Below are 15505 nucleotides of genomic sequence, written 5' to 3' on the forward strand. Positions count from 1 at the left end.
AAGGTTAGCCTGCCAGACGCCTCCACTAAGCACATAAGTTTCTCTATTGAGTAGAATGCCAATATTTTGTAACTTGTAGAAGAATAGATTCTGGTATTAAATGTGGTGCAAAAAGCACAGCTTTCCGAGCTGTTATCTGCTAATAATTAGGACGTGTGGACCGTTAAATTAGGCGGTAAAAACGCAGTATAAATTGAGCGGAGACCAATAGCGCTCCTACCAAGCTGGCATGGCCAATGCTCTCGAACGCAACTGCGAGGGCGTGAGTACGAAGCTGCACTTGCTCTCCAATGCGCTCGGCTGCTCCGTGCGGGCTCCGCTCACGGCCAGCTAGGTCCACGACTAGGTCCTGGCCGAGCGGGAACTGCTTTTTCGCCCCGTTTCATGGGCAGCTCTACCTTAATCTGGATAAAAAACGTTCCCCTGCCCTATGCTTTGATGAACTGCAAACGGCTTGATGCCGCCCTGTTTGTAGAGGCACCCTTGCGCAATTTTTGGGTCAACGCTGCGGAATACGACTATCGCCGGTACTCCCAGACCGAAAGCAAAATAGACCCCATTCTTGAATACGGTCTATTTTGAAACTAGTCGTGCAGGTATTGTGGGCCGGAGGGACGCGCTGAATATCTAAGGAGGAAGGAGGACTTCTCGCGCCTTTTAAAAAAATATTAATCAAATACCTGTATAGTGAACTAGTAATAATATAGTTAGAGCCGCAAATCATTATGCTATCAGCTCAGGCAAGCTATCGGAAACAAACTCGGATAGGAATTACGGAAATCAAATTCCCTATTACAAGAGAGCTTAATTAGAAAAAAAAGATGCTTAAAGGTAAATGTCTGTATTACAGTTTTTTGCAGGCTTATTGGTGTACCTCTTTCCAACAAAATGATTTTGCATAATAAAAAAAGGAAATCATGTCATTTTTTGATAAAAAATATTAATTGTCCTTTACATCGTCATATTCGCCCATGCTCCGCATTCCACTCCTGATTAACCTTAACCAGCCATGGAACGCTATGCCCACTACTCTGACTCCAACCGAATAACTCTACCACTCATCGATGTAGCCATCATTTTCGTGGCCTTTCGTGTGGCTGGCTTTCTTTTATTAGACACTTGGCAGTTCGCCAATCAAGCCTCCTTTTTTGTTGCCTTTGCGCTGCTGTGGTGGATTCTTTCACGGGAATACGCTAACATATTCCGCCTGGACCGCCTCATTTCCTACTCTGAAAAGCTCGGCTACGTGCTGCGTACTTTCCTGGTGCACGGGTTGCTGCTGTTTGGCGTGGGCCTGTTGTTGCGGATGCAGTGGCTGCCACTTCCCCACTTGGCCACGGTGTATGGCTTTGCCATTGTGGGCGTGGTACTTGGCCGGTTCGTGCTGGCGTTTTGTTACCGGCTTTACACGCGTCATTTTGCCCAGCCCCACAGTCGCTTCATTATTGTGGGGGCCAGCGAGAGCGGGCAGAAGCTCTACTACTTTCTGCGGGCCCACGACTCCGACGGCACCCAGTTCAAAGGCTTTTTTGCCGATGGCGACGTGCCACCCGCCCTGCGCCACCTCGTGCAAGGTTCCGTGGCCGAAGTGCAGGAGTACTGTCGGCGCACGCCCATTGATGAAATATATTTTGCCCTGCCCCTTACTCAACAATCATTGATTGAAGAGCTTACGGCTTTTGCCGCAGAGAATTTTCTGTCGTTGCGCATTGTGCCCGACTACCACGGCACCCTGGGCCAAGACGTGAAGATGTACTACTGCGACCACTTGCCCGTGCTCACGGTGCGCCGTGAGCCGCTGTCAATGTGGACCAACTTAGTGCTGAAGCGGACTTTTGACATCGGCTTTTCCCTGCTGATAATTTGCGGCGTTTTTCCGGTGCTATTGCCCCTGCTGGCCTTGGCCATTAAAATCGACTCCCCGGGGCCGGTGTTTTTCAAACAGCTGAGGCCGGGCCGGCGCAACCAACTGTTTCCGTGCTATAAGCTGCGCACGATGGTGCACAACCACGGCCGCCCGGAAGAACAGGCCACCCGGGCCGACCCGCGGGTAACCAAAGTCGGCAGGTACCTGCGCAAGTACAACCTCGACGAATTGCCGCAGTTTTTCAACGTGCTGTTGGGCCACATGTCGGTGGTCGGGCCACGCCCCAACTTGGTATCGCAGCTAGAAGAATACTCCAAGCACATCCGCACCTACCGCCTGCGCCATGCCGTGTTGCCGGGCATCACCGGCTACGCCCAAGTGCACGGCTGGCGCGGCGAAACGCGCGCTCCCAACGCCATGGAGAAACGTGTGGAGTACGACCTTAAATACCTGGAAAACTGGTCGTTTGGCTTGGACTTGCGGATTATCGGGAAAACGGTTCGCAACATCGTACACGGCGAAGAAAACGCTTACTAACTACTGGTTATGCACGCTCTGCTCCACAAGCGCCAGGTGTTGAATACGGCCATTTCGACGGGCACCCCGGCCGATTTTGTCGATGCCATCCTGCAACTCGGCGCCGCCCGGTCATCGGCCTACGTTTGTTGCGCCAACGCGCACATGTTGGTCGAAGCCCACCGCCGCCCCGCTTTCCGGCAAATACTGGTTGAGGCCAACGTGGTAACCCCCGACGGCAGCCCCGTAGCTGCCGCCGTCGGCTGGTTTCACGGCACGCCCCAGGCACGGGTGGCCGGCATGGACCTGCTTCCGGCCCTGCTCGCCGCCGCGGCCGAACGGGGCCAATCCGTGTACTTCTACGGCACCACCGCGGCGGTGCTGGCGGCCATGGTGGCACGGGCAAGGCGCGAGTTGCCTGCGCTGCGCATTGCCGGGGTGCACGCCCCCCCGTTTCGGCCCCTGTCCCCAGCCGAAGAGGAAGCCGACGTGGCTGCCATCAACGCGGCCGACCCGGATTTGCTGTTTGTGGCCTTGGGCTGCCCCCGACAAGAGCAATGGATGGCCGCGCACCGGGGGCAAATCCGGGCGTGCATGCTGGGGGTGGGGCAGGCCTTTCGGGTATACGCCGGCCTGGAACCCCGCCTGCCCGTTTGGGCCCGGCGGCTGTGGCTGGAATGGACCTATCGGCTGTGGCAGGAGCCCCGGCGCTTGGCGGGGCGCTACTTCGTCACAAATACCTGGTTCGTGTACCTGCTGGCTCGGGCGGCACTTGCGCGCCTAGTTAGTGGCCACACCTCAGGCTCGCCACCTCATCCTACAAATCAATTATAAATAATTATAAAACAATAAGTTATTCAATGATAATCTACCTGATTTGCTATGATACCTAACCGCATTCTTATTACTGGCAACATGGGTTACGTGGGTCCGGGCGTGGTACAGCACCTCCGCCAGACCTTCCCCGATGCCGAACTAATTGGCTACGACCTGGGCTTTTTTGCCCAATGCTTGACCGGAACCGGGCGGCTGCCCGAGTCGCGGCTCAACCGCCAGGAGTTTGGCGATGTGCGCCAATTCCCGCCCGGCCTGCTGGCTGGCGTGGACGCCGTGGTGCACCTGGCGGCCATCTCCAACGACCCCATGGGCAACCTGTACGAGGCCGTGACGATGGAAATCAACCACCGCGCGGGCATTGAATTGGCCCGGCAGGCCAAGGCAGCCGGCGTGCGGGCCTTCGTGTTTGCCAGTTCCTGCAGTGTGTACGGCACGGGCGGCGACGAAGCAAAAGACGAAACGGCCTCGCTCAATCCGCTCACGGCCTACGCCCGCTCCAAAATGGCCAGCGAGCAGGACCTGGCGCCCTTCGCCGACGAGGAATTTGCAGTGACGTGCCTGCGCTTTGCCACGGCCAGCGGCTGGAGCGACCGGCTCCGGCTCGACTTGGTGCTCAACGACTTTGTGGCCAGCGCCGTGACCACGGGCGAAATCAGCATTCTCAGCGACGGCACGCCGTGGCGGCCGCTCATTCACGTGCGCGACATGGCCCGGGCCATTGAGTGGGCCATCGGCCGACAGGCTAATCGGGGCGGCGCCTTTCTTGCCGTGAACGCGGGCTCCGACGAATGGAACTACCGCGTGGGGGAACTGGCGGCAGCGGTGGCCGAGGCACTGCCCGGCACTCGCATCAGCGTCAATCCCGCCGCCGCGCCCGACCGGCGCTCTTACCGCGTTGACTTTGGCTTGTTCCGGCAGCTGGCGCCCAACCACCAGCCCCGGCACAGCCTCGCCGCCACCATTGCGGAGCTCCACGAGCGGCTGCTGGCCCTGCGGTTCTCCGATGCCCAATTCCGCAGCTCGCGGCTCATGCGCCTGCGTGAGCTGACGGCCCTGCGCGAAGCGGGCGAGCTAACCGAGCAGTTAAACTGGGCCTGCCACGCCACTGCCGCCAGCCCGGTGACGCGAAGCAAAACGGCCCTGATGACCTAAAGGCGCCAGGCAATGAATTGGAATGACCTGGTCAACACCCAATAAACCAGCCATGATTTTCACCGAAACCAAATTGGCGGGAGCCTTTATCATTGACCTCGAACGCCGCACCGACGAGCGGGGCTTCTTTGCCCGTTCGTGGTGCAAAGACGAGTTCGCGGCCCACGGCATCTACCTACCGCCCCAGCAAGCCAGCCTCTCTTCAAACCCCGCCGCGGGCACACTGCGGGGCCTGCACTATCAGCATGCCCCGCACGAAGAAAGCAAGCTGGTGCGGTGCACCCGCGGGGCCATCTACGACGTGATTGTGGACTTGCGGGAAGAGTCCCGAACGTTTGGCCAGTGGGTAGGAGTGGAGCTGACCGCGGATAACTACCGGCAGCTATTCGTGCCGCCGCGCTTTGCCCACGGCTTCCTCACGCTGGCGCCCCACACCGACGTGGCGTACCAGGTGTCGGCCATGTACGCGCCGGGCGCCGAGGGTGGCCTGCGGTGGAATGACCCGGCCATTGGCATTGTGTGGCCTGCGCTCCCAAAGCTGATATCGGCCAAAGACCAGGCCCACCCGGATTTTCAGCGCGTGCCCCAGCCCCTCCCGATTGACTAAGCTTGGCGCGCCCACCGCCGCAACTTCAATTGCATGAAACTGCCCAATAATGCCCCAAAAACCTGGCCCGCAGTGCTTCCCCGCGCCCGGCCCCAGTGCGTGGCCTCGCTGAGACGCGGTTCCCTGCGCGGCAACAAGTGCCCTTGTAGAGTGCCAACCCGTGGCGCCCGCAGCCCACCCCCGGGCTGACGCGCCCTCGCTTTCCCTTTTTCTGCAAGCAATAGTGCCTTTCCCTTCTGATTCTTTCAATGGCTATGATAACCACCCTGGTGCCCGAACCCACCGACAACTTCGTCGGCCAATTGCCGCGGGTTTTACCCGACCCGGCTGGTTCTCCGGAAGCGGCCCCGGCGCACGCCTGTCGCTTTTGTGGGGCGCCGCTGCACGTCACCTTCGTCGATTTAGGAACTTCGCCGCTGTGCCAGGACCACGTGCGGCCCGAGAACTTCAACCGCGCCGAGGCCTTTTATGCCCTGCACGCCCGCGTGTGCCAGATGTGCCTGCTGGTGCAGGTGGGCGACCTGGTGTCGCCCACTGATGTATTCCCGAACGATTACGCCTATTTCTCCTCGTATTCGCCCTCGTGGCTGCGCCACGCCCGCCAGTACACCGATATGGTGGTGGCGCGCTACGGCTTGGGCCCCGAGCACCGCGTGGTGGAGGTGGCCAGCAACGACGGCTATCTGCTCCAGTATTTCGTTGAAAAAGGGCTGCCGGTACTGGGAATCGAACCGGCTGAGAACGTCGCGGCCTTCGCCCGTAGCAAGGGCATCAACACGCTGAGCAAGTTTTTTGGGCTGGCAACGGCCCGCGAAGTAGCCGCGAGCCACGGCCAGGCCGACATGCTGATTGGCAACAACGTGCTGGCGCACGTGCCCGACATCAACGACTTTGTGGCGGGGCTGGGCCAGCTGCTCAAGCCCACAGGCGTGCTCACGATGGAGTTTCCGCACTTGCTGCGCCTGGTGGCGGGCAATCAGTTCGACACCATCTACCACGAGCATTTTAGCTACCTGTCGTTTTGGACGGTGGAACACATTTTTGCGCGCCACGGCCTCGCCGTGTTCGACGTGGAAGAACTGCCCACCCACGGCGGCTCCCTCCGCATCCACGCCCGCCATACCAACTGCCCCAACCCGGCCCTGGCCGTCACGCCGGCCGTATCGGCCCTGCGCACCCTGGAAATACGGGCCGGCATCTGCACCCTGGAGTTCTACACTGGCTTTGCTGCCCGCGTTCAGGAAACCAAGCGCAAGCTGCTCACCTTCCTGATTGAGGCCAAACGAGCAGGGAAGGCGGTGGTTGGGTACGGGGCGCCCGGCAAAGGCAACACCCTGCTCAACTACTGCGGCATTCGCACCGATTTTGTCGACTACACCGTCGACCTGAGCCCCCACAAGCAGGGCAATTTCCTGCCCGGTACCCGTTTGCCGATTTATCACCCCGACCACATTCTGGAAACGCGGCCCGATTACGTGCTGATTCTGCCCTGGAACCTGCGCGAGGAAATCATGGAGCAAATGGCCATTGTCCGGAGCTGGGGCGGGCAGTTTGTGGTGCCCATCCCCGAGGTAACAGTGTACCCATAACAATACTGATAAGACCTATTAAAAATAAGCTCTTTCTGGTCCCTTCCTTTCATATTTAGCTATTGATGTGTCATGAAAGTTATACTCTTCTGTGGCGGACTCGGTCTGCGCATCCGCGACTACTCTCCGCGCACCCCCAAAGCCCTGGTGCCTATCGGGCGCCACCCCTTGCTGTGGCACTTGATGCGCTACTACGCGCATTACGGCCACACCGAGTTTATCCTGTGCCTGGGCCACAACGCGGATGCCTTCCGGCGCTACTTCTTTCGCAGCGACGTGCAGCGGGCCACCGAAGCGGCCGACCTGAACATTACCCTCGTCGATACCGGCCTGACCAACAACATCGGCCAGCGCCTGGCCGCCGTGAAGCGCTACGTGCAGGACGACGAGGTGTTCATGGTCAACTACGCGGATGTACTCTCCGACTTGCCCCTGCCCGCCATGCTGACCAACTTCCACCGGCAAGGCCCCGTGGCCTGCTTCATGGCGTACCAGCCCACCCAAAGCTTCCACGTGGTGTCCCTTGGGGCCGATAACCACGTGAAAAGCATCAGCCCCATTGCCAGTGCGGGGCTCTGGGTCAACGCCGGCTTCATGGTGCTGCGCCCCGAGATTTTTGACTACCTGCGGCCGGGCGAAGAGCTGGTGGAGCAGCCCTTCCAACGCCTGATAGTGGACAATAAGCTCATGGCGTACCGCTACAATGGCTTCTGGGCGTCCATGGACACGCTCAAGGACAAGCTGGCCCTCGACGAACTGCATTCCCAAGGCTGCCCGCCGTGGGAGGTGTGGCGCCATGCCGCCGCCCCGGCTGCCCATTCCACTCCCGTGCTGCAAACGGTATGCTGAATTGGGGCCTGCCAGCAAAGGGCCTCCGGGTGCTGTGCCTCGGAGCGCACAGCGACGACATTGAAATAGGTGCCGGCGGCACGCTGCTGCGCCTGATAGCCGCCGGGCAGGTGCACTCAATTTGCTGGGTGGTGTTTGCCGGCAACGACCAACGGGCAGGCGAGGCCCACGCTTCGGCGGCCCACTTTTTGGCCGGCGCCCCCGATGCGAAGGTGGTGGTGCACCGCTACCGCGACGGCCTGCTGCCGCAGGAACTGGAACCCATAAAAGCCGATTTTGAGCGCCTGAAGAGCTTTTCGCCCGACCTCATTCTCACCCATTACCGCCACGACCTGCACCAGGACCACCGCCTGGTGTCGGACCTGACCTGGAACACGTTCCGCAACCACTTAATCTGGGAGTATGAAATCCCCAAGTTCGACGGCGACCTCGGCAACCCTGCCTGCTTCGTGGCCTTGTCGGCCGCCCACTTGGCCCGCAAGGTCGAATTGCTACTGACCAGCTTCCCCAGCCAGGCCTCCAAGCATTGGTTCGATGCCGAAACCTTCCGGGCGCTGCCCCGGCTGCGCGGCATGCAAGCCGGCGGCGACAGCCCCTACGCCGAAGCATTCTACGTGCGGAAACTGCTGTTGTAGGCAGCTATTGCACCTCATCCCCGTTGCCCTTAGCGCAAGGCCCATGACTACCTTGACTTCTTCCCGCCCGGCGCCCGTTCCGCCTCCCGCTGCTGCTGATGCCCAAGCGGAGCAAGGTGCGGCCATGCACGAGCTGGTGCGCCAGCTGTTTCCGATTTGTCGCAGCATCACGGGCGATGGCGTGCGCCAGACGCTGGCCATTTTGGGCGCTTACCTGCCGGAATTGCAGGTGCACGAGGTGCCCACCGGTACGCCCGTGCTCGACTGGCACGTGCCGCGCGAGTGGAATATTCGCGACGGCTACATCAAAAACGAGCGGGGGGAGCGGGTGGTTGATTTCCGGTACCACAACCTGCACGTGCTGGGCTACAGCGTGCCCGTGCACGGCTGGTTCACGCTCGAGGAAATGAAACCGCACCTGCATTCCCTGCCGGAGCAGCCCACGCTGATACCGTACCGCACGTCCTATTACACCGAAACGTGGGGCTTTTGCCTGTCCCAGCACCAGCTCTCAGCGCTTAAGGAGCCCCGTTATGAAGTTTGCATCGACAGCAGCCTGACCGAGGGCGCGCTGACGTATGGGGAGTTGCTGCTGCCGGGCGAACTAGCCGAGGAAGTGCTTATCTCCTGCCACATCTGCCACCCTTCGCTGGCCAACGACAACCTGTCGGCGGTGGCGGTGGCGGTGTTCCTGGCCCGGCACTTGGCGCAAGGCGGGCACCGCTACAGCTACCGGTTTGTGTTTGCCCCCGGCACCATCGGGGCTATCACCTGGCTCAGCAAAAACGCCGAGGCCGTGGCCCGCATCCGGCACGGGCTGGTGTTGAGTTTGCTCGGCCGGGAGGGCGCCTTTACCTACAAAAAATCGCGCCGCGCCACGGCCGATGTCGACCGGGCCCTGGCCCTGGCCTTGCGCGAAGCGGCGGTGCCCCATCACATCATCGACTTCATTCCCTACGGCTACGACGAGCGCCAGTACTGCTCGCCGGGTTTCAACCTGCCCGTGGGCTGCCTCTCGCGCACGCCCTACGCTCAATTTCCCGAGTACCACACCTCGGCGGACAACCTCGACTTGGTGAGGCCCGGGGTGCTGGCCGATTCGCTGCTTCTTGTCCAGGAGGCGCTGGCCGTGCTCGATGCCAACCGCCGGTATCAAAACCGCTGCCCTTACGGCGAGCCGGCGCTGGGCCGGCGGGGCCTGTATGGTTCCGTCGGGGGCGTGGCCGCGCAGCCCAATGGGCAACTCGCGCTGCTGTGGGTGCTCAACCTTTCGGATGGGCAGCACAGCTTGCTCGACATTGCGGAGCGCGCGGGCTTGCCTTTTGCGCAGATACAGCGCGCCGTTCAGGTGCTCATTGCCCACGACTTACTCGACGTTTTGCCAAATTAATAACTGCCGAAAAAGTCGGGCCCACTAAGCGCCATCAATCCGACCCTTGCTCCATCATCTCTCAACCCTACGCCAATGATGAATACTATTTTCTTCGATTCGCCCCTTGCCGATGACGAGCGGCGGGCCCAGCTCTACCAGGGGCAGCTGTTTGCGTTTCAGCCACGCGCCAGTGTGCTGGCCCTGGTCAACTACGCCCGCGAATTGACCGAGGCTGCTTTTGGCGACCTGGACCCCGAAACGGCACAGCACGCGATGAGTGCCAGCGAGTTCGACGACCTGCTGGCCACTTTTAAGCCGGAGTTTATCAACAGCGCGCGTACCAAGCAGCTGATGCAGAATTTGTTGCGGGACTTTGGCTGTGACCCCGAAAAAACGTACTTCGACGTGCCGCGCCTGCGCTCGGCCACCAGCCACGACTTTCTGGTGAGCGGGATGGCCCACCGTTTTGAGACTCACCGCGACAGTTGGTTTTCAGCTTGCCTCAGCCAACTCAACTGGTGGTTCCCGGTTTATGCGCACGAGTCGGGCAATGCCGTCGCTTTCCACCCGGCCTACTGGCACCAGGCCGTGCCGAACGGGTCGGAGCACTACCACATGAAGGCCTGGTTTGCAGAGGGAGCCCGGCTCAAAGCGGCCGGCGAGCCCGACCAGCGACCCCGCCCGGAGGCCTACAAACCCCTGGAGGCCGACCCCCAAATCCGGCTGGTGCTGCCGCCCGGAGGCGTCACCATTTTTGCGGGGGCTCAAATGCACTCGACCGTGCACAACGAAACCGGCAAAACCCGCTGGAGTATTGATTTTCGCACCGTGCACTTAGATGATTTGCTGAACCACCGCGGCGCGCCCAACCTAGATTCGCGATGTACGGGCACCAACCTCGTTGATTTCTACCGGGTTTCCGACCTCGCCCGCCTGCCGCAGGACATTATCAGCCGCTACGAGCCAGGCACTCCGCTGCTGGCCGACCTGTCCCAGCGCACCCAAGTACCGCAGCCGAGCCTGCCATAAGCCTTCTTTTCATTGCGGCTTGCTGGCCGTTCCCGGACCGGCGCAATTTTCAGCCGATGCTGTTGGAGGTGCTCGCCCCTGATTAGGCTACCGACGGTGCGCCTAAAACGCAAATCCAGGAAGCCGGCGCACCCAAAAAGGCCGGACCCATTGGGTCCGGCCTTTTTGTAAGGTACAGAATACTAATCGGCCTTTTGTGGGCTATTCTTTGCCAAAGTGCAGGCTCTGGCCGCGAAGCGAGCCGCTGAGCACGCGCAGCACGTAAGAGCCGGCCGGTAGCGCAGCGGTATTTACCGTTGCATCTGGCCCTTGGGGGGCCGCTGCCACGCGCTGGAGGCTTATGGTTTTGCCCTGGGCGGTGTAAATGCCCAGCTCGACGATTTCGGCCGTGGCCACGGGCAAGTGTAGCTGCGTGCTGGCCCCAACCGGGTTGGGGTACACGCTCAAAGCTGCCCCGGCCTCAGCCGTGGAGCGGGGTTCGGCCAGCTGGGCACTCTGCATTTGGGTGCTGCTGGCTGGCGCCACCCGCACCTGGTCTATCCAGGCCGTGGTGGTTGCCTCCCCAATCCAGAGGTAGACCTCCGCCGTCGTGGCCGTGCTGCCAGTGGTGAAGGTCTGGCTGACCGCCCGCCAGCCGCCGCTGGTGTTGCCCACTTCCTGGTGCCGTTCGCTCGTGCCCGCGTTTTTCACGCCCACCCAGGCCGAGGCTCCGCTGGTGCTCTGCGCCGATACGTCGCAGGTGAGGGTATAAGTGGTGTTGGGCCGCAGCCCTTTTACGGTTTGGTACAGGTAGGCTACGCCACCGCCGGCCCAGGCAGTGTAGGTGCCGGCCCGGGTAACGGTTTTGCTCAGCCCGGCTTTGCCGCCGTTGAGCCAGGTCAGCCAGGGAGACAGTGCCCCGCTCTCAAAACCGCCGTTGAGCACCAAGTTGGTTGTGCCCGTGGTGGTGGCGGCCACGGTCACGGCCACGGGGGCCGAGGTGGTGGCGGCGCCGGCGTTGTCGGTGGCGCGGGCCGTCAGGCTCAGCGTGCCGGCCGCGGCGGGGGCGAAGCTGAAGGCGTAGGGGGCGGTGGTGTCCTCGCCGAGCTTGGTGGCCCCGCTGAAGAACTCCACCCGGGCCACCGTGCCGTTGGCGTCGCTGGCCGTGGCCGTCAGGGCCAGGGCCGTGCCCGCCGTGGCGGTGGCCGGCGCACTCAACTGCACAACGGGCGCCGTGTTGGCGGTTGTGGAGGTGGCTTTATAGATTTCTAGGCCGGAAAGGTTGACGTTTTCGCCGGAGGTGGACACGTTCAGGGTGCCGTCGGTGACGTTGGCGGCGTAGGGGCCCAGGCGCTCCCAGTGGCCGGCGCTGCCGGTGCTGTAGCCCGTGCGCACGGTCCGGCCCTCAACTTGGATGTTGACAATGGCCGGGGCGTTGTCTTCCCAGATGTAGAGGTACACGTTGTAGCTGCCGGAGGGCACGGCCAGGGCCAAGGTAGGGCCCGTGCCAAACAAGACCGTGCGCAGCATCGTGGCGCGGGCCGCATCGGTAGCCGGGCTCAGGGCTCCCGTAGGGCTCGACCAGCTGGGGGCGTTAGTCGTGAAACCCGAGGCTCCGGCGGCGGCCTCCCAGGCGCGGCCGTCGATGGTCAGGGCCGGTCCGCCCAGGTTCAGCGCCCGGTAAAACGTGCCCGTGGTCGGGGCTGGGGTGGGGCTCGTGGTGGTGGCGGCCACGGTCACGGCCACGGGGGCCGAGGTGGTGGCGGCGCCGGCGTTGTCGGTGGCGCGGGCCGTCAGGCTCAGCGTGCCGGCCGCGGCGGGGGCGAAGCTGAAGGCGTAGGGGGCGGTGGTGTCCTCGCCGAGCTTGGTGGCCCCGCTGAAGAACTCCACCCGGGCCACCGTGCCGTTGGCGTCGCTGGCCGTGGCCGTCAGGGCCAGGGCCGTGCCCACCGTGGCGGTGGCCGGCGCGCTCAACTGCACAACGGGCGCCGTGTTGGCGGGTGTTGTTGGCGAACTAGTACCGTTGGGGCCGATGACAATGCCGTTCTGGGCGAGTTTTTGCTGCCAGAGGGTGAGTTCGTTTTGCTCGGTGGCCAGGGTGATGGGGTTGGGCAGGTGGACGGTGCCGGTGCAGGTGGCGCAGGCGCCGTTGGACAGGTCGTGGCGGCCGGGGTAGGGAATGGAATAGGCCGGGTTGCGGTAGCCGATGGTGTTGTTGCGAATCGTGTTGTTGAAAAAGATGGAGCTCGGGGCGCGGTTGCCGTTGAAGACGGACGTGGCCGCGTACACGGCCCGCAAGGGGGTGCCGTCGGGCAGCAGGGCGCTGGTCACGATGCGGTTGTTGTAGTAGCTGATGTCGTGGCCGGCGGCGATGTTCATGCCCGCGTTGCAGGTCGAGACGAACTGGTTGTTGTACGCATTAATAAACGCCGCCGTCTCGCTGGCCGAGCCCACGGCTCCGCCGTCGGTGGTCATGCCGGTGCCGGTGAAGGTGGCGGCGGTGGCGGGGAAGGGGTAGGCGCCCTGCACGTAGTTGTCGTGGACTTTGGCCGGGCTCTGGGCCGTGCCGCCGGAGTTGTAGAGGTTGATGTTGTCCTCCACGGAGGAGAGGTTGGGCTCGTTAATCACCTGGTTCCAGGCAATTTCGATATTGGCCAGGTTGCGCACCGTGTTCAGGCCCACGAAGTTGGCAATCTGCGTGCCCCCGTTGCGGGTGCGCCCGTCGACGTTGCGCACCCGGTTGCGCAGGATGCGCACGGTCTGGTTGGCCGAGCCGTCGCCGCTGAAGCGGTAAATCGTGAAGCCGGTGGTGTGCTCGAGGTAGTTGTGCTCGGCCCGGATGTTGCGCGCGTTGGTGGCGGCCACGAACCGGCCGCGGTAGCGGTTGTCCTGGGTGGGGGTGGTGCCGTAGGCCCGGCAGTGGAGCACGCTCAGGTCGGCCACGGCGCCGTTGGCCTGAATCAAATCGCCGGGGCCGACGAGCACGCAGTTGAGCAGGGTGACGGGGGCCGTGGTGGCGATGGTCACGGCCGGCGTGGCCGAGCTCGTGCTGCGGTAGTTGCCCGTGTAGGTGCCCCCCTGCGTGATGGTTATCGGCCCCTGGTACGTTACCGACGGCACGTTCTGGGCCGCTGCTACTGCCGGCACCAAGGCTAGCAAAGCGAGGATACCCCGCACATGTGACGAGATATTATTTTTCCAAGATGAATTTTTCAAAACTGAGCAGTAATGGGTTAGGGAATCTTTTTAGTGCTGTTTAAAAGACTAAAAAAAAATACAAAAATCCTGTTCTAAAAAGCGAGGTATTCTCCGAAACTTCATCGACGTTTTCCCAACTTCACGAACTAGGTATGAGCTCGTAGCCTCGCCTCAACGCGCTACGCAATCACTGCCGCTATCGGCAGGTTCCGGGATACTACCACCCCGGAATCATTATCACTTTCACTAATCATAAAAGCTAAAAAACCGCTTCTATTCCAAAATAACAGGCATAATTTCTCCGTCACTATAATTTCTCGTGACAGCACAGTTTGCTCATCCTACCAAAAAGCCAGCTTTGTTTTAATAGCTAAAAACTGCTCCCACTGCTCTCTTTGTATCTGAAAAACCTATGTTTTTCCCTCGGGTCATTTGCCCGCCGCACGTTCTATTGTTTAGGTAAAGATACTGAACAATCCAAAAAGCGTCTCGATTTTGTCCAAATTCTGATTTGATTTGGATATAGGGCATCATTAATACAGAGCGTAAAAAAGCAATGGAAATTATTTCTGTCGCGTTTTTTTGCGGATTTGGCGCAATGATGCCTTAGAGAAAAAAAATTATTTTTTTATTTTTTTTTCTCCGCTCGAAAGGCAGTTTGGACCATTGTCTGGCCTGGTTTCCGTGGGTTTTGTGCAGTCTCCAAATACAAAAGCCCACCCCGGCGCAAAGCCAAGGCAGGCTGTATTGGGCAAAGAAAATTTCTTGTCTAAACCCTGGTTTTCATCAATCGGTGGTGGCTTTCAACGCAGGATTTCACCTTGCATGCGCGGTGGCGCGGCACCCGGGTTATGGCGCAGGGACCTGAGAAGCCAGTACCTCAACCGAAATGCTGTGCGCAGCGAAAGCACCGCCTGCCTAGCTGCCCGGAGCGTAGGATGAAATTAACTCCGGCGGTGCTTGCTAACTAGTTTGCTAGCAGCTCTAGTGCAGGAAATAGCCCACCAACCGCCGGACATAGCCATTCAGCAAGAACAAGGGCAGGTAAGTAGCAGGAGCATTCTTGATAGCGAAATGGCTGAAATTGGCCAGGTTGCCGCCGCCGCGAATGCCGAACAAGTGCTGGTAGTAGCCGCGAAAGCTGCGGTGCCGCCGGGTTTGGGTTTGGCCGCTCTCGTCGGGGTAGGTGAGGAGGTGGGTGGCGTAATTGACGTATACCGGGAAGCCTTGCCGCCGGGCTTGGCTGGTAAAATCGTAGTCGGCGAGGTAATGCGGCAGGCGGCCCTCATCAAACAAGCCCACGGTGTGGAATACCTCGGCGGGCACCAGGAGGCCCCGTCCGGGCAAAAATGTAACCGGGTGCAGCCCGGTGCGCTGGTCGGGGCCAAGTATATCGAGAAGGCTGCGGGTGCGGTGGGTAAGAAAACTGAATAGTTCTCCGCCAAAAACGGGCTTGCCGGTGGCCGCGTCTAATTCCAATGGCCCCATCAACGCCCGCGGCTGCCGCTGCGACCAGAGCAGCATGTGCTCCACAAAGTCCGGGGGGGCTACCACGTCGTTGTTGAGGGTCATCACTCGGTCGGCGCCCAGGGCCAGGGCGCGGCGGATGCCCAGGTTTACTGTCGCCGTCCAAAACAGGTCGCCACTGCTGCGGAGCACTTCCACCTCGGCAAATTCCTGCGCCAGGTGCTCACTCGTACCATCGGTGGAGCCGTCGTCGACAACGATGACCCGGAAGGCTTGGTGAGTTTGGCGCCGCAAAGACTGCAGGCAAGCACGCGTGAAATGCAAACGGTTGAAAACGGGAATGACAATGTGAAGCATGAGCGTAGGGCCTATTGGGTATTTCGACTGCGTCCTGTAGGACCGAAGCAA

12 protein-coding genes are annotated in these 15505 nt (G+C 60.9%); 10 read left to right on the plus strand and 2 right to left on the minus strand.

Annotated elements, in window-relative coordinates; genetic code table 11:
- Positions 1–384 precede the first annotated feature (384 nt).
- The 10 genes from I2I05_RS02435 to I2I05_RS02480 all read left to right on the plus strand — a co-directional run bounded on the left by I2I05_RS02435 (position 385) and on the right by I2I05_RS02480 (position 10453).
- Complete coding sequence (locus tag I2I05_RS02435; RefSeq protein ID WP_196280601.1) at positions 385–582, plus strand: hypothetical protein; 198 nt, start codon at positions 385–387, stop codon at positions 580–582.
- 427 nt (positions 583–1009) lie between these two features.
- A complete protein-coding gene (locus I2I05_RS02440; protein ID WP_196280602.1) occupies positions 1010–2404 on the plus strand; it encodes an exopolysaccharide biosynthesis polyprenyl glycosylphosphotransferase in 1395 nt (464 codons plus the stop codon).
- Between the two features lie 9 nt (positions 2405–2413).
- On the plus strand, positions 2414–3217 hold the full coding sequence (locus I2I05_RS02445) for a WecB/TagA/CpsF family glycosyltransferase (protein WP_196280603.1): 804 nt from the start codon (positions 2414–2416) through the stop codon (positions 3215–3217).
- 48 nt (positions 3218–3265) lie between these two features.
- Positions 3266–4372: an NAD-dependent epimerase/dehydratase family protein gene (locus I2I05_RS02450; RefSeq protein WP_196280604.1), complete on the plus strand. Its 1107-nt coding sequence runs from the start codon at positions 3266–3268 to the stop codon at positions 4370–4372.
- A gap of 52 nt (positions 4373–4424) precedes the next feature.
- Positions 4425–4979, plus strand: a complete 555-nt coding sequence (rfbC, locus tag I2I05_RS02455) for a dTDP-4-dehydrorhamnose 3,5-epimerase (protein WP_196280605.1) — start codon at positions 4425–4427, stop codon at positions 4977–4979.
- Between the two features lie 254 nt (positions 4980–5233).
- Positions 5234–6568 (plus strand): class I SAM-dependent methyltransferase, encoded by a 1335-nt coding sequence (locus tag I2I05_RS02460; RefSeq protein ID WP_196280606.1) that lies wholly within the window; start codon positions 5234–5236, stop codon positions 6566–6568.
- Positions 6569–6640: 72 nt separating this feature from the next.
- Positions 6641–7417 carry a sugar phosphate nucleotidyltransferase gene (locus tag I2I05_RS02465; RefSeq protein ID WP_196280607.1) on the plus strand — a complete coding sequence of 259 codons (777 nt, stop codon included), beginning with the start codon at positions 6641–6643 and terminating at the stop codon, positions 7415–7417.
- A complete protein-coding gene (locus tag I2I05_RS02470; RefSeq protein ID WP_196280608.1) occupies positions 7411–8052 on the plus strand; it encodes a PIG-L deacetylase family protein in 642 nt (213 codons plus the stop codon). Before I2I05_RS02465 ends, I2I05_RS02470 begins: the two co-directional genes overlap by 7 nt.
- A 43-nt stretch (positions 8053–8095) precedes the next feature.
- Positions 8096–9442 (plus strand): DUF4910 domain-containing protein, encoded by a 1347-nt coding sequence (locus I2I05_RS02475; RefSeq protein WP_230688090.1) that lies wholly within the window; start codon positions 8096–8098, stop codon positions 9440–9442.
- Positions 9443–9517: 75 nt separating this feature from the next.
- The gene (locus I2I05_RS02480; protein ID WP_196280609.1) at positions 9518–10453 is read left to right on the plus strand and encodes a hypothetical protein; all 936 of its coding nucleotides are present in this window, start codon (positions 9518–9520) and stop codon (positions 10451–10453) included.
- A 201-nt stretch (positions 10454–10654) separates the two neighbouring features.
- Here the strand turns inward: I2I05_RS02480 and I2I05_RS02485 are convergent, their stop codons facing one another.
- Together I2I05_RS02485 and I2I05_RS02490 are read right to left on the minus strand one after the other, a co-directional pair.
- Positions 10655–13609 carry an Ig-like domain-containing protein gene (locus tag I2I05_RS02485; protein WP_196280610.1) on the minus strand — a complete coding sequence of 985 codons (2955 nt, stop codon included), beginning with the start codon at positions 13607–13609 and terminating at the stop codon, positions 10655–10657.
- A gap of 1005 nt (positions 13610–14614) precedes the next feature.
- Positions 14615–15454 (minus strand): glycosyltransferase family 2 protein, encoded by an 840-nt coding sequence (locus I2I05_RS02490; RefSeq protein WP_196280611.1) that lies wholly within the window; start codon positions 15452–15454, stop codon positions 14615–14617.
- Positions 15455–15505 lie beyond the last annotated feature (51 nt).

This window comes from Hymenobacter jeongseonensis (genome assembly GCF_015694725.1).
GTDB lineage: Bacteria > Bacteroidota > Bacteroidia > Cytophagales > Hymenobacteraceae > Hymenobacter > Hymenobacter jeongseonensis.